The sequence below is a fragment of the Streptomyces sp. SD31 genome (assembly GCF_052068475.1).
Taxonomy (GTDB): Bacteria; Actinomycetota; Actinomycetes; order Streptomycetales; family Streptomycetaceae; genus Streptomyces.
Map to the genome: position 1 here is coordinate 354,465 of NZ_JBQHCX010000006.1, position 20,638 is coordinate 375,102.

The window sequence follows — 20,638 nt, forward strand, 5'->3', positions numbered from 1 at the left end:
AAGAGCTGCACGGCGGCCGTCACATGGGCTTCTTCGGAGGTTTACGACGTATGCGTACACTTTATCCCAAAAGGGGCAGTGGTCAAGGTGAGGCGAGGCCGGTCGGCAGCCTTGACGCCGGAGCCCTCGTGTCCGAAAGTTGTATATATACGCCGTAAACGTACGGTGGTCGTCAGCAGGAGAGTCCTGCCATGGCAAGCAGAGCAGCCGAGGGAAGTGAAGCTCCGTGGACTCCGTCGACCGTTCTGGTCACCGGAGGGGCCGGCTTCATCGGCAGTCATGCCTGCGTGGAGCTCCTCGACCACGGCTACGAGGTGATCGTGGTCGACGACTACTCCAACAGCACTCCGCAGGTCTTCGCCCGCGTGGAGCGGATCGCCGGCCGCTTCGTCGGTGCCGTCTACGAGCTGGACATCCGTGATCGGCACGCCCTGTCGGCCGTCTTCGACCGACACCCCGTGGACGCCGTCGTGCACTTTGCCGCGCACAAGGCCGCGGGGAAGTCGACACGGATGCCCATCGAGTACTACGACACCAACATCGGCGGCACGACCGCCCTGCTGGGGGCCATGCACGAGCACGGCGTGCACCGGCTCGTGTACCGCTCGTCCTGCTGGATCTACGGCGACGCCGGGCCCGGGCGGCTCGACGAGACCACCCCGGCGCGACCCACCAACTCGTACGCGGCCTCGAAGTGGATCTGCGAGCAGATCCTCGCGGACGTCTGCCACCGCTGCCCCGAGTACACCGTCCTGTGCCTGCGGTACTCCGGGCCGGCCGGGGCCCACCCCAGCGGACTGCTCGGCGAGGATCCCCGCACCGCGTCCGACCACCTGGTGCCGTACCTCGCCCAGGTGGCCGGCGGCCGACGCGAGCGGCTCGAGATCTTCGGCGGCGACTACCCGACACACGACGGAACCGCGATCCGCGACTACCTCCACGTCATGGACGCGGTCGAGGCGCACCGCGTCGCCCTCGACCACCTCGCCGACGGGACCGGCATGCACGTGTACAACCTGGGCGTCGGACAGGGCAGTTCCGTCCTCGATGTCGTCGACGCGTTCTCCAGGGAGTGCGGAAAGCCGATCCCCTACGACGTCCGGCCGCGCCGCCCGGGGGACGTCGCCGAACTCGTCGTCGACCCGACGGCGGTGGCACGTGCCTGGGGCTGGCACCCCACCCGGGATCTCGCCGACCTGTGCCGGGACGCCTGGCGCTTCCAGCGGCTCAACCCGCACGGCTACGCCGACTCCGCTTGGCGACCGGGCCCGGCGGAGTAGTGCCGTGGTGCGGCGCCCGGCTGTCCGCAAGGTCCGTGGGTCGGGCCGGCACCGGCGCTGGACATGGTTGCCGCGGAGGCGTCTCCCGACCCGCTCCATGGGCCGGGGGACGAGATGCAGCAGGGCGCCCGCCGCGTCTACGATCGATGGAGGAGGCCGAAGTCGGCGCCTCTCGCACAGCCTGGTCTCCTCCGATTCGGGGAGGCGCGTGTCCTTGCTGACGGCGCATCGGCTGATGGTCGCCCACATCGCGCTGGTAGGGGTTATCACCGGCCTGTACATGACCATCCCGAACCTGCTCACACCCTTGTGGGCGGTCATCGGGCTGGCAGGCGCCGCGGCAGTCCTCACCGGCGTGCACATCCACCGGCCCGCGCACCGCTGGCCGTGGTGGGTGCTCGCGACCGGGCTGCTGGCCTTCGCCGCGGGCGACGCCTACTACAACGCGCAGGAGGCGTACTTCGACGCGTCCAATCCGTTCCCGTCCCCGGCGGATGCCTGCTACCTCGCCGTGTATCCCCTGTTCGCCATGGGGCTGTTCGGTCTGGTGCGGTACCGCTGGGTGGACCATGACCTGCCCAGCCTGCTGGACGCGCTGATCATCACCGCGGGGCTCGCGCTGCCGGTCTGGGTCTATCTGGTGCAGCCACTCGCCCGGCTGGAGGGCCTCACCTGGGAGCAACGCGCGATCAGTATCGCCTACCCGCTCGGGGACATCCTGGTGCTGGCACTCCTCATGCGGCTGCTCGCCCCCAGTCCCGTGTCCGGCTCCAATCCCGCCGTCCAACTGCTCGTCGTGGGCACCCTCACGCTGCTCTGCTTCGACATCGCCTACGGGATCCTCCAGCTCAACGGCAGCTGGCAGACCGGCACGCTGTGGGACTCCGGCTGGATCGTCTTCTACACGGCGTGGGGACTGGCCGCGCTGCACCCCTCCATGGCGGAGCTCACCGCGTCGGAGTCCCAGCCGCAGTCCGTGCTGCTGCCCTGGCGCCGGCTACTGCTGCTCACCGCGGCCACGCTGATCCCACCCGCGGTCCTGGTCTACGAGGAACGCCTGGGCCGCGTGCGCCACGACGCGGCGGTGCTGGCCGCGTTCTCGGGTGTGCTGTTCCTGCTGGTGATCCTGCGGCTGGCGGTGATGATCGTGGTGCACCGAAAGGCCGTGGCACGGGAACAGGCACTGCGCACAGCGGCCACCTCCCTGGTGTCGGCCGTCTGGGAGGAGGAGGTCGCCCGAGCCTGCGAAGTGGCGGTCTCCACGCTGTTCGCGCCGAAGGCCCCCCACGTGACCATGCTGCTGTCGGCCCGGGAGGCCCAGTACCTGTACAAGCGCCTTGCGAGATCTCCCGCGTACCTCGCCGGTCGACGGGAGATGGACCGTGCCGAGCCCTCGCGGAGCGGGCCGGCCGACCCGGCCCACCACCGCACCCTCCTGCTCCCCGTCACCCTGGTCGGGCCGGACATAGCCGTCCGGCTCGGGGACCTGCCGACGGCCCTGGTCTGCCCCATGGTCCAGCCCGACCGCCCGGCGGGCGGCGAGCTTCCGGGCGCACTGCTGGCGGCCGGCCCCGAACGGCAGCTCGCCGAGATGCGCGGCTCGCTGGAGATCCTGGCCTCGCACGCGGGGCTGGCGACGGAGCGCATCGCGCTGCGGCGGGAGATCATCCGCAAGGAGAACGAGGCATATTTCCGCACCCTGGTGCACAACGCCACGGACGTCATCCTCATCGTCAACGACGACACCACCGTCCGTTACGCCACTCCGTCCGCGCAGGCCGTGTTCGGCGGCAGCGTCGAGCTGACCGGGAGACAGCTGCCGGAACTGCTGGATCCGCAGGACCGAGACCGGGTGATCCGGACCCTGACGGCCCTGCGGAGCAGCGGGCGGCAGGAGGCGCACGACCACTGGTGGGTGGCACGGGAGACCGGCCGCATCGAGGTCGAGGTGCGCTGCCGTGACCTGCGGCAGGACCGGACCGTGGGCGGGCTGGTCGTGACGCTGCGGGACGTCACCGAGCAGCGTCAGCTGGAGCACGAGCTCACCCAGCGGGCCTTCCACGACTCGCTGACCGGTCTGCCCAACCGGACCCTGCTGCTGGAGCGGACGGCTCGCGCGCTGCTGCGCAGTCGCCGGGAATCGACGATGACCTGTCTGCTCTTCATCGACCTGGACGACTTCAAGATCGTCAACGACACGCTGGGCCACTCGGTCGGCGACCAGCTGCTGCGCGCCGTGGGAGAGCGACTGTCGGGCACCCTGCGCCGCACCGACACGGCGGCCCGGCTCGGCGGAGACGAGTTCGCCGTGCTCATGGAGGATGCGAAGCAGCCCCTCGACGCCGAACTCCTGGCTGCGCAGGTGATCCAGACGGTCAACCGGCCGTTCCAGCTGGCCGACGAGTCGGTGAACATCTCCGCCAGCGTGGGGGTGGCCACGGCCAAGGACAGCACGAACGCCGAGGAACTGCTGGCCCTCGCCGACCTGGCCCTGTACGCGGCCAAGGCCTCCGGGAAGCGCCAGTGGCGCCGCTTCCAGCCCCAGCAGCGTGCCCGCGTGGTGGAACGCCACGACCTCCAGGCCCGCCTCGACAGCGCGATCGCCGAAGAGGAGTTCACGCTGTGCTACCAGCCCGTCGTGGACATCGCCGCGGGCGAGGTCGTGGGCTTCGAGGCGCTGGCCCGCTGGCCGCGCCTCGGAACCGATCCGGTCCCCCCGGGGCAGTTCATCCCGCTCGCCGAGGAGACCGGCCACATCTCGGCGCTGGGCACCTGGGTGCTGCACCACGCCACGGCCGACATCGCCCGGCTGCAGCACCGCACCCCGCGGACCAGTCCGCCGTACCTCAGCGTCAACGTGTCCGCCCGGCAGTGGCGGGACACGGGCTTCCTGCACGAGGTGTGCGGGGCCGTGAACACCGCCGGTCTGGTCCCGGGCACGCTGTTGCTGGAGCTCACCGAGTCGGTGCTCATGCAGCGCACCGAGCAGATCGACACACTCATCCGGGCGCTGAAGGACCTCGGCGTGCGCATCGCCGTCGACGACTTCGGCACCGGCTACTCCTCGCTGCGCTATCTCCGGGACTTCCCCATCGACGTACTCAAGATCGACAAGACGTTCATCGACGACATCCCGCAGGACCCCCGACAGGTCGCCCTCGTCGAGGGCATCGTCCACCTCGCCGACACGCTCGGGCTCCAGGTGATCGCCGAGGGCATCGAGGAGCGGCAGCAGTGGGAGCTGCTGGCGGACATCGGCTGCGGGTACGGGCAGGGCTACCTGTTCGCACGGCCGATGACGGTGGAGCAGGGAGAGGCCGTGCTCCAGCAGCACGGCCGCGTCCGGCCGTCACCGCGGGCCTGAACGAGAGGGAGCACCACCATGCACGCAATCGGCGTCGAACTCCCGGGAGACCGGCGTGACCCACGGTGGAGCGACCTCGACCACCTGCGGCGGACCAGTCCCATGAGCGACGCGGTGCTGGACGAGGTGCGCGGCCGGCACATCCGCAGCGGCGGCCACTGGCTGATCGACTTCGCGTCCTGCAACTACCTGGGCTTCGACTGGGACCCCGAGGTCATCGAGGAGATCGAACCGGCCGTACGGCGGTGGGGGACGCACCCCAGCTGGTCACGGCTGCTGGGCAGCCCACGGCTCTACCCGGAGATCGAGGAGCGGCTCGCCGCGCTGCTCGGCGCGCCGGACACGCTGCTGCTGCCCACCGCCACCCTGATCCACGCCTCGGTGATCCCGGTCCTCGCCGGTACGGGCCACGTCTTCGTCGAGGCCAGGGCGCACAAGACCGTGTACGACGGCTGCGTGTCGGCCCAGGGCCAGGGCGCACGGCTGCAGCGCTTCCGCGCCGGCCGGCCCGACGAGCTGGACGCCATGCTGCGGGCCCTGCCGAACGACGGGCCACGGCTGGTGTGCCTGGACGGGGTCGACAGCATGACCGGGAACATCCCCGGCCTGCCGGTGCTGGCCCGGATCTGCCGGGACCGGGGCGCGACGCTGTACGTGGACGACACCCACGGCTTCGGTGTCATCGGGGAGCGCTCCGCAGCCGAGCCCTGCCCGTACGGATCGCGCGGCAACAGCGTCGTCCGGCACACGGGTGAGACCTACGACGACATCGTGCTCGTCGGCGGTTTCTCCAAGGCGTACTCGTCTCTGCTGGCCTTCCTCGCCCTGCCCTCCCGGCTGAAGGATCACCTGAAGACCGCCGCCGGCCCCTATCTCTACTCCGGTCCCTCGCCGACGGCCTCCCTCGCCACGGCGCTCGCCGGTCTGGCGGTGAACGACCGCCGGGGGGACGCGATCCGCGCCGATCTGTACCGCAAGACCGTGCGGGTGCTCCGGCACGTCCGCGCCCTCGGCGTGAACACGCCGGGCGTCGGCGAGTTCCCGATCGTGGAGATCCCGCTCGCCGACGCGGCCCATCTGGACGCGGTCGCCCGGTTCCTGTGGGAGCGCGGCATCTACGTGACCCTCGCGGCCTACCCGCTCGTCCCCCGCGACCGGGTCGGCTTCCGCATCCAGGTGACGGCGCTCAACTCCGATGAGGACATCGACCGGCTCAACGACACGCTGAGCCCTCTGGCCGAGCGGCGCGTGCTGGGGCTCAGGGGGTGAGCAGGGCATGCCGGCGTCCGAGGCCCCCGGTGCCGTGCCGATCCGCAACGACGACGTGGACTGGGACAGCTGGCCCGTCCAGGACTACCTCGCCGAGAACTACCGCGAGCTGCACCCGTCCGACGCGGCGGTCATCGCCCACCACGCTCAGCTGTACCGGGAGCTGGCGCCCGGGAGCATCGCACAGTCCGTGGAGTTCGGTGCCGGGCCCAACCTGTACCCCCTCATGCTGGCCGCCTCCGCCGGCCGCCGCGTCGACGCCGTGGAGGCGGGAGCGGCCAACGTCGCCTACCTGACCGGGCAGCTCCGCCTCGGCCCCGACCCCAGCTGGCAGCCCTTCTACGCGCTGTGCCGACGACACGTCCCGAACCTTCCGGCGACCCTCCAGGAGGCACTGTCGCGGGTACGTGTCGTCCACGGCGACGTCCGGGCCCTGCCGGCCGCCAGGTACGGTCTGGCGTCGATGCACTTCGTGGCCGAGGGGGCGACCGAGGACTTCACGGAGTTCACCGAGTTCTGCCGTCTCTTCGCCCGCTGCGTCGCCCCGGGCGGGTATCTGGTGGCGGCGTTCATGGAGAACATGCCGACGTACCGCATCGGCCGCGAGTCACGCTGGCCGGGCTGCCCCGTGGACCCGGACGCCGTCCGGGAGGTGTTCGCGCCGCTGACCGAGCGGCTCTCGGTGACCCGGATCAACGCCGACCCGACGCTCCCGGACTACGGCGACTCGGGGATGGTCCTGATGACAGGGCGAACGCCGTCTCCACCAGGGCGATGTGGCTGAACGCCTGCGGCGCGTTGCCCAGTTGACGGCCCGCGTCCGGGTCCCACTGCTCGGCGAGCAGACCGACGTCGTTGCGGATGGCGAGAGTCCGTTGGAAGACCTCCCGGGCCTGCCCGGGATGCCCGGTGGCGGCGAGGGCGTCGGCATACCACAGGGTGCACGCCACGAACGTGCCCTCGGGGCCGCGCATGCCGTCCACATCGTGGACACCGTGCCCCCCGGGGTCGTACCGCCGGATGAACCCGCCGTGGTTCAGCCGCTGTATGGCCCCCACGGTGGCGCGTACCCGCTCGTCCCGGGCCGGCAGGAATCCGAGCCTGGGGATCAGCAGGGCCGAGGCGTCCAGGGCCGAGGAGCCGTAGGACTGGACGAAGGAGCCCTGCCGTGCGTCCCAGCCCTCCCGGCAGACCTCCCCGTGCACCTCGTCCCGCAGAGCCCACCACTCGTCCGAGGATCCGTTCCGGCCGAGCAGCTCCCCCATGCGCAGCGCCCGGTCGGCAGCCACCCAGGCCATGACCTTGGAATGGACGAACTGCCGCCCTGGACCGCGCATCTGCCACAGTCCTTGATCGGGTTCGCGCCAGTGCCGAAGGAGGTGGCTCATCAGTGCCTCCACCAGGCTCCACACACGGGCCGGCATGGGGATCCCCGCCCGAAGCGAGAGGCAGAGCGTGTCCAGGACCTCGCCGTACACGTCCAGCTGGAACTGGCTCTCCGCCGAGTTCCCGAACCGGACCGGTCGCGATCGCTCGTAGCCGGGCAGCCAGGGCGCCTCGGTCTCGTGCAGGAGCCGCTGTCCCCCGACGCCGTACACGGTCTGCAGATCGGCGGGGTCGCCCGCGATGGCCCGCATCAGCCAGTCCAGCCATGCCGTGGCCTCGTCCCGATAGCCGCTGCGCAGCAGGCAGGACAGAGTCAGGGTGGAGTCGCGCAGCCAGCAGAACCGGTAGTCCCAGTTGCGCTCCCCACCGATGCACCCGGGGAGCGAGGTGGTCGGCGCCGCGACGATGCCGCCGGTGGGGGCGTAGGTGAGCGCTTTGAGGGTGATGAGGGATCGCACGACCGCGTCCCGCCAGGGTCCCTCGTAGCGGCACTGGGCGGCCCAGTGCCGCCAGAAGTCACTGGTCTCCTTCAGCGCCGTCTCCGCCGGTACGGACAGCGAAACGGGCGCCTCCGGCAGGTGCGACGGCGACCACACGAGCGTCAGGGCCAGCCGCTGACCGGCCCGGACCGTGAAGTCGAGCACGGTGGAATCCCGCTGATCGGGGACGCGCGCCGGCCCGTTGGCGTGCAGCCAGACGGCGTCCGGCCCGGCGACCGCGACCGTGCGGGACTCGGCGTCCCGGACCCAGGGCACGACACGGCCCTGGTGGAAACGCAGCCGCAGTTCGCTGCGCATGGGCGTGGAACCCGACACCCCCTCGATGACGCGGACCACGCACGGTGACTGCGTACGCGGCGGCATGAAGTCCATGACCCGAACCGTGTCGCTCCCGCTGCGCCACTCGGTTTCCAGGACCAGCGTGTCCTGCCGGTAGGCCCGGCGTGTACAGCGCCCGCCCGTGCTCGGGGCCACTCGCCAGAACCCGTTGGCCCGCGTGCCCAGCAGCGCAGCCAGACAGGCGGGCGAGTCGAATCGAGGCAGGCACAGCCAGTCGATGGACCCGTCCCTGCCGACCATGGCGGCGGTTTCCAGGTCGCTGATGAGGGCGTAATCCTCGATGGGGGAACTCATGATCGGGAGTACGCCGTTGTGCACTTTGCCGCACTTCCAGGATACCCCATATGTTTACATCGTATACGTGTGGCATCACTCCATGAGTCATGGGGTCGAGCGATGAGGAGAGGGCGATTGAAGAACGACCCGGAGGAAGGCCGGGCTCGACGTGCGAGTGACCGCGGGCGGCACGGCAGGCTCAGTCGGGAGCGGGTGCTGGCCTCCGCCTTGGAACTGGTCGATCGCGAAGGCCTCTCCGCGTTGAGCATGCGCCGCCTGGGAACCGAACTCGGCGTCGAGGCCATGACCCTTTACCGCTATGCGGCCGGCAAGGATGCTCTTCTGGACGGGCTGGTCGAGGCCCTTTACCTGCAACTGGAGGACCGTCTCGCCCAGGCATCCCCCGGGAGGACGCCACGGGCCGAAGGTCCCGGTGCCGGGCGGCCCGAGTGGCGGGCCGACCTGCACCGAATCGCCCTGACCACTTATGAGGTCTGCCTCGCCCACCCTCAGGTGGTGCCGCTGATCTCCACTCGCATGATGGCGGTTCCGCTGGCCCGCAGGACGCCGGCCGTCCTCAGAGACCATGAGCGGGTGCTCGCCTTGCTCCTCGGGGCAGGGTTCGACGAGGAGCATGCCGCCGCCGTCTTCCACGCCTTCACCGCATGGGTCCTCGGATACGTGTCCGTGGAACTGCGGGCCATGGTCGACAACCCCGACGAGCCGGATCCCGCGTTCCGTCTGGGATTGCACCGCATGCCGTCCCGGGAACTGCCCACGCTCCGAGCGATCGCCCCCATCCTCGCCGAGCGGGGCGGACCGGAGGGCCTGGCTGCCGGCGTGGACGCGTTGCTCGACCGCTTCGCCGGCGCTCGGTGAGGCAGGCGCGGCCCCTCGGTGCGGAGGCGCTCAGAGGGCGAACGGCCCCTCCAGCGCCGCCCACTGGAGCAACATGATGGTCTTGGCGTCGGCGATCTCTCCGGTGCGGATCATCTCCAGGGCCCGGCGGAAGGGCAGTTCGACGATCTCGATGTCCTCGCCCTCCTCGTCCAGGCCACCGCCCTCATGAGTGCGGGTCGAGGGGCCGTAGGCCGCGGCGTAGAAGCTGACGCGTTCGGTGACCGAGCCGGGGCTCATGTAGACGTCGAAGACGTGCTGGACCTCGCCGATGGTGTGCCCGGTCTCCTCCACCACCTCGCGCCGTACGGCGATCTCCGGGTGCTCGTCATCGTCGTCGAGGAGCCCGCCCGGCGTCTCGACGAGCATGCCGTCGGGGTGGCCGTTGACGTACACCGGGAAGCGGAACTGGCGCGTGAGCAGGACGGTTTCCCGTTCGGCGTCGTACAGCAGCATGGTCGCCCCGTTGCCGCGGTCGTGCGTCTCGCGCTGCTGGGTGCTCCAGGTGCCGTCGGCGTGCTGGAAGTCGAAGGTCGTGGTGCGCTCCACGTACCAGTGGCTGGACAGGAGTTGCACGTCCCGCACCTTGACGCGGGGATTGCCGGTCAGGTCCCGGCCGGCCTGGTCGAGTCCGGTGCGGCCACGGCGGTCGGGGGTGTCGATGCCGGCGGTCGTCGGGCAACCGGTCTGATGAGTAAGCGAGTTGGTCATGGCCCGCTTCTACCATCCTTCACTGTTCGACGTCCGCCTTGTCCAGCACCTGCGCCGCCGCGGGCGGCCGGACCTCCAACGGCTCGTCGAAGCCGCTGAACGACGTGGTGGTGACGTTCCCGCCGCCCTTGTAGACGGTTCTCAGCAGGTGCGGCTTTCCTTCGGTGGCCACGTAGAAGGTGTACGTCCCTTCCTTGTCCGCCTTGTCCGTGACATGCACGGCGATCGCATCCCGGTCGCCGACGCGGGTGGCCGCACCCTTCTTCGCCTTGCCGAACGACTCGAACGTCCAGGTGCACGCGGCCAGTCCGTCACCCGGCTGCGCCTCGTCCGCAGGTACCTTCGCCCACTGCTTCGACCGGACGTCGGCGACCGGCCTGCCGCTCCAGTTCTCGAGGTACGTCTCGTCCGGGCGGACGTAGTCCGTCTCACCGATCCTGATCTGTTCGAGGCTGCCGTTCTCGGCCCAGGTGGTCTTCGCCGTGCACCGGTTCTTCAGATCGGTCTTCAGGCGCATCGTCACCGTGCCGTTGCGGTCGTTGTCCGGGGTGTTGCTCATGTCGACCGTCACGGAACGCAGTGCGCGCATCGTGTCGTTGGCCTCGTCGAGCAGGTCTGCCGCGGACTTCTCGGCGCCGCCGCCCCCGGCTCCGCACCCGGTGAGCGCGGCTGCGGTGAGCAGCCACACCAGTGCCGTCGTCGTCATAGGAATCGTCCGCATCGAGCCCCCGCTCCATCCCCGTTCACCGCATGACCATGACCATGCTCATGATCGAAATCGGGAGCCTACCAGCGCCGGTGATCCGAGGGACTGTGTGAAACGACCTCGCCATCCACCGCCCCTCCGGCTCCGTGCGGGGTCCGCAGCGGCCCTCGTGGTCCAGCAGCCGGCCGCCTCGTCCAGCTGCGCAGCCGGCAACGGCTGTCCTCGGCCGGGAAGTCGGTCGGAGACCTGCGTACGCGTCGCCCGGATCCCCGGCGTCCGCCGGGACAGCTAGGCGGTCACCCACGCCGACCCCGACTCCTGAACCCGCACGTCTTCCTGACCCTCGCGTCGCTCCTACGCCGATACGAGCCGGTGCCGTCGTAGACCTTCAGGACCCCGGCGGCACGGCCTGCTCGAAGCCGAGGTCGCGCAGGGCGGCGCGCAGTTTGTCCGCCGCCTCGTCGAGGGCCGACATGTCCTCCTCCGGCTTGGCGTCGGCGAAGTCGAGGTCGCCCATACCCCACATGGGCGCCACGTGAATGTGCAGGTGGGGCACCTCGAAACCGGCGATGAGCAGTCCGGCCCGCGGGGCGTTCCAGGCCCGCTGCACACCCTGGCCGACCGCCTGGGCCACCTGCATGCAGTGGGCCAGCAGTTCACCGTCGACCTGCGTCCACTGGTCGACCTCGCGCCGGGGCACGACAAGGGTGTGACCAGGCGTCAACGGGGCGATGGACAGGAACGCCGTCGCGTGCGGGTCCTGCCAGACGAACCGGGCGGGAAGCTCGCCGTCGATGATGCGGGAGAAGACGGTGGTCATGCATGCCCCTTCGCGACGGGAGAGCTCTCGGAGCGAGCCTACGCACCGCCCCGCGACGTTTCCCCTGAACGGCTCACTCGATCAGGGACAGCGTGCCGGGCGGGTGGCCCCGTTCGGCCGCGTCGACCAGGACGGCGATGTCGTAGCCGTCGAGCAGTTCGTACGCGAGGTCCAGGCCGCGGATGCCGAAGTCCCGCACCCGCACCTCGGGCGGCAGCGGGCGCCGCTCCAGGGCGCGGGCGGCCTCGGGGCGAAAGGCGTCGTCCGCGAGGAAGGTGTTGCCGACGCCCGCCACCCGCAGACCCGCACCGCGGCGGATCATCGCACGCCTTCGCTCAGCGGCCGGTCGGAGCCGCCCGGCTGCTTGCGGACGAAGGCCGACCGCAGGGCGTGGTACGGCGCATGCGGGTCGAAGAAGATGGCGCGCATACGGGCGAGTTCGGCCCGCCGGTGGTCCGCGAGCGGTCGCCGTTCCTCGTCCGCCTGCCGTGCCGCGGCCTTCGCGGCGATCCGCCGCGCGAGGTCCGGGGCGGCGGCGAGGGCGGTCGCCCTGCGCTCGGTCTCGGCGGCGAACTCCTGTGCCGGGACTGCCACCAGCTGGTCCACCAGTCCGATCCGGGTGCCCGTGGCGGCGCTCACGGGCAGCGCCTCGCTCGTCAGCCGCCGGGCCGTCTCCACTCCGACGCGGCGCGGCAGCGTGTACGTCCAGTACTCCGAGCCGTACAGGCCCATCCGACGGTAGTGCGGGTTGAGGACGGCGCCCGCGCGGCACCACACCTCGTCGGCGGCCAGGGCGAGCATCAGGCCGCCGGCCGCCGCGTTGCCGCCGAGCGCCGCGACCACCAGCCGGTCGGTGGTCCGCAGCACCGCTTCGACCAGGTCGTTCATGGCGTTGAGGTTCGCCCAGGACTCACCGGCCGGGTCGGCGGCCGCCTCGATGACGTTCAGGTGGATGCCGTTGGAGAAGAAGTCGCGCGTCCCGCCCAGGACCAGCACCGAGGTGGGGCGGGCGAGGGCGTGGCGGTAAGCGGTGAGCAGTCGGCGGCAGTGGTCGGTGCTCATCGCCCCGCCGGGGAAGGAGAAGGTCAGGAAACCGATGTCGCCGCGCTGTCGGTAGCGGATGTCGGTCCAGGTGCGCCGGTCTGCGGGCAGTTCGAGCGGGGCGGGGTCCTCCGGCAGCCGGTGCGGGCCGGCACTGCCGCGTGCGGCGTCGGCCGCGAAGGACGCGAGCACGGAGGCCGCCGGGCGGCGGAACGGCGCGGGGTCGCCGGAGCTCTTGCGAGGGCGCAGTTCCGGGATCCACACCGCGCCGTCCCGGGTGGCCCGGCAGACCGCCCCCGCCCGCGTGGCGAGCAGCTCACCGGGCCGTCCGCGCAGCAGGTCCTCGGGATGCCCGCCGTGCAGGAACACCTCCCGGCCTAGGATCTCGTCCAGCACACCGGGCTGCGAGTCACCCCCGCGCAGCTTGCGCAGCACCACATCGGTGCTGTCCCTCCCCCAGTCGATCCTGCGCTGTTCCTGCCGGAAGAAGTCGCGCCACACCACCCCGACCTCGGGATCGCTCTGCCGCCACGGCTTGAACGAGCCGTCGGCATACCGCTGCACGGCCAGCAGCACGGCGGCCGTGGCGGCGTCGGAGACCTCGTTGCGGTACAGGTCGCTCTTGCCCACCGGCGGCACCGGGAACGGCTCGGACGCCCAGATGTCGCCCGCATCCATCGACGCCTCGGCCTGAAGCACCGTCACTCCCCAGCGGGGCGCCGCCTCGGCGATGGCCCAGTCCAGGGAGGAGGGACCGCGATCGCCGGGCGGCCCCGGGTGCACGACGAGGCAGGTGTGCTTCCGCCACACGTCCTCGGGGAGCGCCGTCTTCAGCATCGGAGCGATGATCAGCTCCGGGCGCGTCTCGTGTACGGCGGCGCGGACCGCGTCGGGACCGTGCGAGGCGAGGACGACGTCCACCCGGTGCCCGCGGTCCGCCAGTTCGGCGTACACACGCTGGGACAGGCTGTTGAACGCACTGGCGACGAGCAAAATGTTCATGACACGCCATGCTCGCCGGTTTCCGCGGGCCCGGGAAGGATCACGGCGGCGTTTCGCCCACCCCGGTCAGGTCTCTTCCTCCATCCGGATCGCGTCCCTCAGCCGGTCGACGGCCTCGCTCTGCTCGCCCTTGTACACATCCCCCAGGGCCTCGGCGATCGCGTCGAGCTTGCGCTGAACCGCGTTGTTGCGAACCCGACCCACAGGCAGAACAGCTGGCAAGCGAGCCAGTAAGCGTCGGGTGCGCAAATCACGAATCCATTTGGCAAACGTGCGCCGAGCTGCTCATAAAGCGTTGGCCGCCCGTGACATCTCGGACGGCCAACCCGGAGCAGCAGTTACCTGTCAGCCCACGCCTAGAACGCCTTGCTGTTGCAGCCCATGGTCGAGCCCAGGTGCTTGTCCTGCCCACCGGCGTTGCCCTCGCCGTTGAGCGCGTTGCCCAGCAGGCCGTTGAGGATTCCGACCTGGCCGAGGATGTCGAGGTTCAGGTCGTGCGACTTGCAGCTGGAGCTCTGCAGGACGCTGACCTTGTCCCCGCCCTTGCCCTTGTCGCCGTGTCCGTCGAGGCCCTGGGCGGTAGCGGTGCCGGCGCCCAGAAGGCCGACGCTACCGATGGCGACGAGCATGACGGCAGCCTTACGAAGCTTGTGCATTCTTATCTCCGATGGAGTGAGGGGTTACGATCCGCGAGAGATCGACTCCGTACAGTGACGGGAGGTTAATATGACCAAACCTGACATGTCCCGGCGACGCGCCGGGACATGTGATCTCGCGGTGCTCGTCTTGATGACCCCTGCAGAGCCAGCCGCTTCGTAAACTCGACGAAGCGCGCCAGTTGGCCGACCGAAGGGCCATGCGCCCGTCCTCGCGTCACAGTGGTTGCCTCCTATTCGGTTGGCATCCTGTCGAAGTGTTGAATCGCAGCGAGGATCAGGCCTCAGACAGCAGACCGGTAAATCGCCAATTACTCCAAGAGGGCAAACACCTTGGCATACAGCTCGATCTCTCGTGATTGCGAGACAGACAGCTCTGCGGAATAGGCCTCCACGGGTCGAGCCTGTCGTCGAACATCGAGAACGAGCTGCCCGGCCAGATCGCCGCCGACGCGGACCGAGGGACGATGCCGAGGCTGAGTCGCGGCAGCCGCATCACTGCTAGCAGGCGGTCGAGCCGCCCTTTGCGATCAACTTCGGCAGATCACTGCGGCGGTTTCAGGTTCGCTGCGACCTTGACCCGCAGCCGAGCGACGCCATATCCAAAGGACTGGCCCCCCACCTGACGCCCTTCTACGCGCCTGCACAGGCTCTACCTGGGACGCCCGCAGCCCGCGAAGACAGCACGAATGGAGCACCCAAGCAAGACGGGCAGCCGGAACGGTCATGCCATGGCCAGGCCGAGCAGCCCTTGGTGTGAAGCCGCAACAGCGGCCGGGCAACTTCACCGTCCGAATCCGACAGGTCATCCCTCACAGGCGGCTGACGAAGGGTTGCACACGAGTGCGACACAGAACGGCCCTCAGACCTCCGGGGCCGATTCCGGTTCCGGTCAGAGCAACGGGAACGGGCACAACGGATCGGACAAGATCCGGAAGTTCGAGGCCATGATCATCCTCCTGGTGTGGGGCTGATCGCCGGGCTTGTCTCCGGGATCGCCGCACAGACGAGGGATCATGCTTCGATGTTCGAGGCCATCGCCACGGGTGTCGTGATGGGGTTCGGGCTTCCCTGCTTCATCATCATGATCATCAAGTACATCCGGAACCAGCCTTGATCCGGTAGTACGTGCGCAGCTTCGGCCAGTCCCCTCACCCCCGGGGGCGCGCACCAGGACCATGACGACCTGGACGGAGAACCCGGGCAGGACGTTGTCCCACAGAAGGAGACCCTGGCATCCACCAGGGTCTCTTCTCATGATCAAGGCACCTGAGCGCAGGGAAGATCATCCACGTTCGTGGGATATTTCGCGAGACGCGATCCTCCGCAAACGATCAAGGGCCTCGTCTCACACGATGTGATCCAAGGCCCTGACCTGCAACAACTACGTCCTACAGTTGTCGGGACGACAGGATTTGAACCTGCGACCCCTTGACCCCCAGAAGCTGAGCCCAAGGTCAGAGCGTCCACACAGTCCAGGGAGTCCGGTAAACGTCCAGGTCAGCGGCTTGCCTGGCGGGATGGCGTGAGCCGGTCTGTGAGAAATGTGTGAGACGACTCTTTCCCTTATACATGGGGCCTGTTGCGTCACCAGAGCCCCGTAGACGAGCGGTGCCAGTACCGCTGATTCCTTGATCCATACGGCGCGTAGCGCCTGCCTAGTGGATCTACACGGCCCTAGCCTGCCCCCGAGTTCCGCTTGCGCCACGGTTCCCCAGCAGCCGGCCACGGTGGTCCGGCAAGGTAGGTAGGTGGTTCATCAGAGAGTGTGGCCCAGACGATCTTGCCCGTGGTGGACTGTCGGACACCCCAGTCATCGCTCATGGCGCTGATGAGTCGGAGCCCTCGGGCTTCGTGGAGACGGGGAGGCAGCCACTCGGTGAGCGGGTCTTCGACCTCGATCATCAGGGTGTGGTCGGTTGCTTGGAGCCGCAGACTTATCTCGGCCAAGGACGGCTCATAACGCAAGACCGCCTTGATCGCGTTGTCGACCAGCTCTGTCACGACGAGCTTCGCGTCGTTGAGGAGGTGGATAAGTCCCCAGCAGGTGAGGGCGTAGGACGTGAGTTGTCGCGCTCTGACGGTCGCGGCTTTGGAAGCAGGGAACGTCAGGCCCATTGAGTGAGGGTAGGGACTGGCCATCGCAGACCTCCCAGCGGTGCACGTTCAAGCCTCATCCTGCCCTGAGGCCGGTGTCAATGCCCGTAAGATGCGTGACTGCTCTTACGCTGCGATGCTTGAGAGCAGGGGTGTGGCTAGGCAGGCAGGTTCGGAGTGTCTCATGAGCACTACCTGTGAGACTGACGTAACTATTCTTGGGGCAGGTTCGGCTGGGTTGTTCCTAGCTCACTATTTGCTCTCTGAGGGTGCCCGTTGTGCACTTATAGGGGAAAACCCCAATGCTGGTTATGCTTCAACACGCAATCAGGGATGGCTCCAGTCTGGCGCCTTTTACGCGGCGGTTAAACGCCCCTTGACAGCCGAAGCATGCTGGGAAGGTTACGGTAAGATCCTAGACTCTTATCCTGGTGCAGTTCAAACCGCTGTTGATGGTTATGCACTCTTCAGAACGGAGACCGCATTGGCGAAAGCAATGGGGCGCTGTTCTGAGGTTGGCATTACACTAGAAGACCTACCCGATACAGAAGCACATAGGGTTCAAGCAGAAATCCCTCTATTGCAGGGATCTCCATTCCAGTCAATTGCACTTACAGCGGACCACCCAGTTGACACTCATGAGCTTTTGACGTCCCTCAGCAGCGACGTAGCAAAAGCTGGGGCCCATTGCTTTGAGTGCTCACACATGGATGCGGTTTCATGTACCTATCATAACGATTCCTGGTCGACAGCTATCGAGAAGAAATCAGTGGCAATTTCTTCACAAGCTCTGGTACTCGCCTGCGGTGCATATATACCCAGAGCCTTGCGTCGCTTTGCGCCAGAACTGCGGACTCATCCTCCACTCCTCAAGGCTACAATTCTGGTATTGCACTCTTCTGAGAGCATGCTCTCTTCTTCGATATTGATGATCCCTGGGGTGGCTCATGCTCCAACTGTAGTGCCGTTTTATGATTCAGAAGGTCAGCAGGCGGGGGTTAATATCTTTGCGACAAGTACGGTGATCGATGATGTTAGCGATACGGGACTTCCCTCTGACACCACGGATGTACACGCTACCCGTCTGCAGAGGTTTTTTCCCGGCCTTTTGGATATCGTAAGCAGTCACCTAATAAAGGCTCATTTTTACACTTGTCAGATACCCCAAGACACACGTCGATTGGAATGGTATATAGATGAGTGTAGACTTGCCCTTCTCTATCCCGGAAAATTCACCGCTTCGCCAGTCGCCGCTGAAAAGTGCGCGCAACACATTTTGAAGGATTGCCGTCTTCCTAGACCTGCATATTCGAGCCTCGACACGACAGCAGTGGGCAACCCTTGCTTTTCTACGGCCAAGCAACTATACTTTTCCGAGCCAAAGTATGCGCTAGAGAAGGATATCAATAGTGGGCTCTTGATTTTTGAGGAGTAGCCGCACAGGGTAGGCAACTCTTAAATATATGTGTCGTCGTGACGGCGAAGGTAGTACTGATTTATCGCCCCAACTAGGTGCTTCTTCAACACTTCAGGCTTGATTTCCTTGGTTTGCACTTCGTCGCGGCGGAGGCTCGTTTCGAAAAGAGCTATGCTAAGGTCATCATCAATAACCGATTCAGCGGCTTCAACGAGCTCTTGACGCCAGCCTGATTTGAGTTGATCCTGCCCGGTCTCTACAGGGCTGGGGAAGCCCCTTTGAGGCACATACATAGAGAGCGCGGAACGAATCGCGCTTGTAAGGCCATTGCTAGACTGAGGGTCCAGGGACTCGCCACTCTCCGCAAGCCAAGGAAGTTGCCGTCTCTCCTCATACGCCAGTCGAAATCGTTCCAGGGTTGACGCGTTGTCACTCTCGCTGATAATATCTATCAGCGTTTGCTTGACGTTGTTCTTGAAGTCATCGGATACATACGGCTTTTCGGACACTAGACGCCCCATATCCGCTGCACCCTCTTTCTCTGCCCTGGCCATAATCAAAGTCGTGGTCACCACTTTTGGATACACCACGTCAGATATCATAACACGCTGCAATCTTTTTTGTATAGCCCTTTTTTTCTGACGATGTGTAATTTAACTTACATCTTTCCTTGCTCTTGCCTCGTATAATCCGTTCTCATATGGCAGAACGAGCAAGACCAACATTTGATACACAGGCAGTCGCCAAGGCGTTAGGGACCAAGGCCCAGGAGGTCACCGATCCCGCTTATGGCGAGGGGCAGCACTTCCAAGTCCGCTCAGACAAGGCGTTTCTGAGCCTCGACACCTTTCCTGAAGCCGGCGTCTCGCGCATCACGACCAAGGGCGCGAGGATCGAGCTCTTTGGAGGCTCGCTCCCACAGGTCGAAGACGAAGGCATCGTCTTCATGCAGAAGGACCAGGAGCACGAGCACTCAACGGTTGCACTGCATCCCGATGGCGCACTGACGCTGGGGTACCAGGTTGACACTGGCCCTATCTCCGTCGCAGGGCCTCCTGACGACGTTGAGGACACGGCGCAGATCATCACCAACCACGAGGCCGTCCAGACGCCTACTGAGCCGACTGAGCCAGAGCCGGAGGCAGCACCCGTCGTGGTTGCTGGTCCTAAGCCTCTCGAGAAGGCCAGGCCAGCCAGTCACCCTCATCGATCCGCACGGCGACCTCGCGCAGCTGGTCCTTGCTCACCTCGTCGCGCTCGGGCAGCTTGAGACCCCAGAGCAGCGACAGCGGCTCGTCTACATGGACATTCCGGCAGCAGCCGCAGAAGGTCGGTACCTCCCCTTCAACTTCTTGGCCCAGCCCTACGACGACCACGCGATGGCAGAGCACGTCACCGAGGCAGCCAGACGAGCGTGGCCGGAGCTGGCCCACGGCGCCCCGACTTTCGAGAACATCCTCAAACACTCGGTTGTGGCCCTGCGGGAAGCAGACCTCCCCCTCACGCGCCTCTCCGATCTCCTCACCGACACGCACTTCCGCAACGAGCTGCTGCGGACCCGTGTCCATGATCCACAGGTGATCCGCTTCTTCCGACTGCGCATGGATCAGTGGGGACGGGACGCGCCCGTGATGAAGGAGTCCACGCTCAACCGAGCTGACCTCCTCACCCTCTCCCCCATCCTTCGCTACGCCCTCGGGCACCAGGACAACGTCCTGGACTTCCGTCGGCTCATCGACTCGGGTACGTCCCTGATCGTCAACCTGTCGGTTGCCTCCCCTGACACGCGCCGGCTCTTTGGGTGTCTGCTCACCGTCGGCATGGAGACGGCCGCCTTGAGTCGGGCCAACCTCCGGGCAGCAGGACGGCGACTCCGGACGCCCCACGTCCTGATGATCGATGAGTTCTCACAGTTCATGGCGCAGAGCGAAGAGAGCCTTACGCGCATGCTGTCCGAGACCCGGAAGTACAAGCTGTACTGCGTGATGGCGCACCAGAACTGGAGCCAGGCCTCAGACCGCCTCAAGGGAGCGCTGCAGAACGTCGGCATCGAGGCCATCTTCAAGGCAGGCCGACCTGATGCGGAGTACTCGGCCCGACTCTTCGGGACAGTCGACACCGAGGCCGTCAAGCACGTGGTCTCAGACGAGGCCGCCGAGAAGCGTACGCATCCGACGTACTACCCGCTCCCCGAACAGTGGGAGCACACGACCCAGCAGATCCAGCAGCTCGACGTCGGCGAAGCCTTCATCCGCCTCCCAGACGATCGCCTCCAGCGTGTCCACACACCGAGACTCCCCGAGCTCCCTCCCACACTTCACGGCCTGGACGAAATCGAGCGGTACTACCTCGATCGCTACTTCGAGCCAGCTCCGTTCATCGAGGCCGCAGCAGTTCCCACCGTGCAGAACCGGTCCGTGATTCACCGACGACCCAGATCGCAAAATCGAGAGCTCTCCCCTACCGCCGGAACGGTTTTCTCGACTCTGAGCCGGAAAAGCGGACGTTGACTTTTAGATGTCCGATTTGGTATAAACAGGAGGCTCTATGAAGTACATCGAATCAAAATCAGGCGTGGCTAGCGGCTACCCCGTTATAAAGGGAACCCGGATCCGCGTCGCCCATGTTCTCAAATTGCGCCTGGACGGCCTCAGTCTGGAAGAGATGCACGAGTGGTACCCATGGGTGCCCGTGACTCATCTGCGCGGAGCCATTGATGAGGCGCTCCAGCATATTGATCGCCCTATCCATGCCTAAGTCATTCCACCACACAGGGTCTACGACCAGCTCCTTCGGAGTGTGTGATGGTTCCGAGTCCACCCCCAAGGGGGGCCGAGGTGGCGACGCGGCGGCATTCCTTCCAGACCTTCCTTCCGC

At 66.8% G+C, this 20,638-nt stretch carries 18 protein-coding genes and 1 pseudogene; 9 read left to right on the plus strand and 10 right to left on the minus strand.

The genetic code is table 11. The features are described 5' to 3' along the window. The first annotated feature begins 191 nt into the window (after positions 1-191). The 4 genes from galE (at position 192) to ACTMVF_RS15850 (ending at position 6,697) form a co-directional block, all read left to right on the plus strand. A complete protein-coding gene (galE, locus tag ACTMVF_RS15835) occupies positions 192-1,280 on the plus strand; it encodes a UDP-glucose 4-epimerase GalE (RefSeq protein ID WP_441271656.1) in 1,089 nt (362 codons plus the stop codon). A 208-nt stretch (positions 1,281-1,488) separates the two neighbouring features. Next, the gene (locus ACTMVF_RS15840; RefSeq protein WP_441271657.1) at positions 1,489-4,644 is read left to right on the plus strand and encodes a putative bifunctional diguanylate cyclase/phosphodiesterase; all 3,156 of its coding nucleotides are present in this window, start codon (positions 1,489-1,491) and stop codon (positions 4,642-4,644) included. Between the two features lie 18 nt (positions 4,645-4,662). Further along, positions 4,663-5,913, plus strand: a complete 1,251-nt coding sequence (locus ACTMVF_RS15845; protein ID WP_441271658.1) for an aminotransferase class I/II-fold pyridoxal phosphate-dependent enzyme — start codon at positions 4,663-4,665, stop codon at positions 5,911-5,913. A gap of 7 nt (positions 5,914-5,920) precedes the next feature. Then, positions 5,921-6,697 carry a class I SAM-dependent methyltransferase gene (locus tag ACTMVF_RS15850; RefSeq protein ID WP_441271659.1) on the plus strand — a complete coding sequence of 259 codons (777 nt, stop codon included), beginning with the start codon at positions 5,921-5,923 and terminating at the stop codon, positions 6,695-6,697. Here ACTMVF_RS15850 and ACTMVF_RS15855 read toward each other — a convergent pair. Beyond that, positions 6,606-8,432 (minus strand): glycoside hydrolase family 15 protein, encoded by a 1,827-nt coding sequence (locus tag ACTMVF_RS15855; protein WP_441271660.1) that lies wholly within the window; start codon positions 8,430-8,432, stop codon positions 6,606-6,608. The genes ACTMVF_RS15850 and ACTMVF_RS15855 overlap by 92 nt on opposite strands. Positions 8,433-8,534: 102 nt before the next feature. On the opposite strand from ACTMVF_RS15855, the gene ACTMVF_RS15860 reads away from it, so the two are divergent. Next, positions 8,535-9,293 (plus strand): TetR/AcrR family transcriptional regulator, encoded by a 759-nt coding sequence (locus tag ACTMVF_RS15860; RefSeq protein ID WP_441271661.1) that lies wholly within the window; start codon positions 8,535-8,537, stop codon positions 9,291-9,293. A 30-nt stretch (positions 9,294-9,323) separates the two neighbouring features. On the opposite strand, the gene ACTMVF_RS15865 is transcribed toward ACTMVF_RS15860, so the two are convergent. The 7 genes and pseudogenes from ACTMVF_RS15865 to ACTMVF_RS15895 form a co-directional block, all read right to left on the minus strand. Further along, positions 9,324-10,022 carry an NUDIX domain-containing protein gene (locus ACTMVF_RS15865; protein ID WP_441271662.1) on the minus strand — a complete coding sequence of 233 codons (699 nt, stop codon included), beginning with the start codon at positions 10,020-10,022 and terminating at the stop codon, positions 9,324-9,326. 19 nt (positions 10,023-10,041) lie between these two features. Continuing rightward, positions 10,042-10,743 carry a hypothetical protein gene (locus ACTMVF_RS15870; protein ID WP_441271663.1) on the minus strand — a complete coding sequence of 234 codons (702 nt, stop codon included), beginning with the start codon at positions 10,741-10,743 and terminating at the stop codon, positions 10,042-10,044. A gap of 373 nt (positions 10,744-11,116) precedes the next feature. Then, on the minus strand, positions 11,117-11,548 hold the full coding sequence (locus tag ACTMVF_RS15875) for an HIT family protein (RefSeq protein ID WP_441271664.1): 432 nt from the start codon (positions 11,546-11,548) through the stop codon (positions 11,117-11,119). Between the two features lie 76 nt (positions 11,549-11,624). Then, positions 11,625-11,870: pseudogene (locus ACTMVF_RS15880) on the minus strand (hydrogenase maturation protease); the annotation flags it as partial. Then, a complete protein-coding gene (locus tag ACTMVF_RS15885) occupies positions 11,867-13,591 on the minus strand; it encodes a hydrogenase maturation protein (protein WP_441271665.1) in 1,725 nt (574 codons plus the stop codon). The gene ACTMVF_RS15885 and the pseudogene ACTMVF_RS15880, both read right to left, overlap by 4 nt. Positions 13,592-13,657: 66 nt before the next feature. Next, on the minus strand, positions 13,658-13,795 hold the full coding sequence (locus tag ACTMVF_RS15890) for a hypothetical protein (protein ID WP_441271666.1): 138 nt from the start codon (positions 13,793-13,795) through the stop codon (positions 13,658-13,660). A 152-nt stretch (positions 13,796-13,947) separates the two neighbouring features. Further along, entirely contained in the window at positions 13,948-14,247 is a 300-nt protein-coding gene (locus ACTMVF_RS15895) for a hypothetical protein (protein ID WP_441271667.1), read from the minus strand. A gap of 964 nt (positions 14,248-15,211) precedes the next feature. Here ACTMVF_RS15895 and ACTMVF_RS15900 point away from each other — a divergent pair. Then, on the plus strand, positions 15,212-15,364 hold the full coding sequence (locus ACTMVF_RS15900; protein ID WP_441271668.1) for a hypothetical protein: 153 nt from the start codon (positions 15,212-15,214) through the stop codon (positions 15,362-15,364). A 560-nt stretch (positions 15,365-15,924) separates the two neighbouring features. Here the strand turns inward: ACTMVF_RS15900 and ACTMVF_RS15905 are convergent. Then, the gene (locus ACTMVF_RS15905; protein ID WP_441271669.1) at positions 15,925-16,365 is read right to left on the minus strand and encodes an ATP-binding protein; all 441 of its coding nucleotides are present in this window, start codon (positions 16,363-16,365) and stop codon (positions 15,925-15,927) included. Between the two features lie 163 nt (positions 16,366-16,528). On the opposite strand from ACTMVF_RS15905, the gene ACTMVF_RS15910 reads away from it, so the two are divergent. Beyond that, the gene (locus tag ACTMVF_RS15910) at positions 16,529-17,779 is read left to right on the plus strand and encodes an NAD(P)/FAD-dependent oxidoreductase (RefSeq protein WP_441271670.1); all 1,251 of its coding nucleotides are present in this window, start codon (positions 16,529-16,531) and stop codon (positions 17,777-17,779) included. Between the two features lie 20 nt (positions 17,780-17,799). On the opposite strand, the gene ACTMVF_RS15915 is transcribed toward ACTMVF_RS15910, so the two are convergent. After that, positions 17,800-18,351 carry a hypothetical protein gene (locus tag ACTMVF_RS15915; RefSeq protein ID WP_441271671.1) on the minus strand — a complete coding sequence of 184 codons (552 nt, stop codon included), beginning with the start codon at positions 18,349-18,351 and terminating at the stop codon, positions 17,800-17,802. A 567-nt stretch (positions 18,352-18,918) separates the two neighbouring features. On the opposite strand from ACTMVF_RS15915, the gene ACTMVF_RS15920 reads away from it, so the two are divergent. Both ACTMVF_RS15920 and ACTMVF_RS15925 read left to right on the plus strand, forming a co-directional pair. Beyond that, positions 18,919-20,271 carry a type IV secretory system conjugative DNA transfer family protein gene (locus ACTMVF_RS15920; protein WP_441271672.1) on the plus strand — a complete coding sequence of 451 codons (1,353 nt, stop codon included), beginning with the start codon at positions 18,919-18,921 and terminating at the stop codon, positions 20,269-20,271. 37 nt (positions 20,272-20,308) lie between these two features. Then, positions 20,309-20,518, plus strand: a complete 210-nt coding sequence (locus tag ACTMVF_RS15925) for a DUF433 domain-containing protein (protein ID WP_441271673.1) — start codon at positions 20,309-20,311, stop codon at positions 20,516-20,518. Positions 20,519-20,638: the final 120 nt, after the last annotated feature.

Bases quoted from the DNA above. Each gene is read 5' to 3' on its own strand.
- galE (WP_441271656.1), top strand. From the start codon at position 192: ATGGCAAGCAGAGCAGCCGAGGGAAGTGAAGCTCCGTGGACTCCGTCG.
- ACTMVF_RS15845 (WP_441271658.1), top strand. From the start codon at position 4,663: ATGCACGCAATCGGCGTCGAACTCCCGGGAGACCGGCGTGACCCACGG.
- ACTMVF_RS15850 (WP_441271659.1), top strand. From the start codon at position 5,921: ATGCCGGCGTCCGAGGCCCCCGGTGCCGTGCCGATCCGCAACGACGAC.
- ACTMVF_RS15855 (WP_441271660.1), bottom strand. From the start codon at position 8,432: ATGAGTTCCCCCATCGAGGATTACGCCCTCATCAGCGACCTGGAAACC.
- ACTMVF_RS15860 (WP_441271661.1), top strand. From the start codon at position 8,535: ATGAGGAGAGGGCGATTGAAGAACGACCCGGAGGAAGGCCGGGCTCGA.
- ACTMVF_RS15865 (WP_441271662.1), bottom strand. From the start codon at position 10,022: ATGACCAACTCGCTTACTCATCAGACCGGTTGCCCGACGACCGCCGGC.
- ACTMVF_RS15870 (WP_441271663.1), bottom strand. From the start codon at position 10,743: ATGCGGACGATTCCTATGACGACGACGGCACTGGTGTGGCTGCTCACC.
- ACTMVF_RS15875 (WP_441271664.1), bottom strand. From the start codon at position 11,548: ATGACCACCGTCTTCTCCCGCATCATCGACGGCGAGCTTCCCGCCCGG.
- ACTMVF_RS15885 (WP_441271665.1), bottom strand. From the start codon at position 13,591: ATGAACATTTTGCTCGTCGCCAGTGCGTTCAACAGCCTGTCCCAGCGT.
- ACTMVF_RS15895 (WP_441271667.1), bottom strand. From the start codon at position 14,247: ATGCACAAGCTTCGTAAGGCTGCCGTCATGCTCGTCGCCATCGGTAGC.
- ACTMVF_RS15905 (WP_441271669.1), bottom strand. From the start codon at position 16,365: ATGGGCCTGACGTTCCCTGCTTCCAAAGCCGCGACCGTCAGAGCGCGA.
- ACTMVF_RS15910 (WP_441271670.1), top strand. From the start codon at position 16,529: ATGAGCACTACCTGTGAGACTGACGTAACTATTCTTGGGGCAGGTTCG.
- ACTMVF_RS15925 (WP_441271673.1), top strand. From the start codon at position 20,309: ATGAAGTACATCGAATCAAAATCAGGCGTGGCTAGCGGCTACCCCGTT.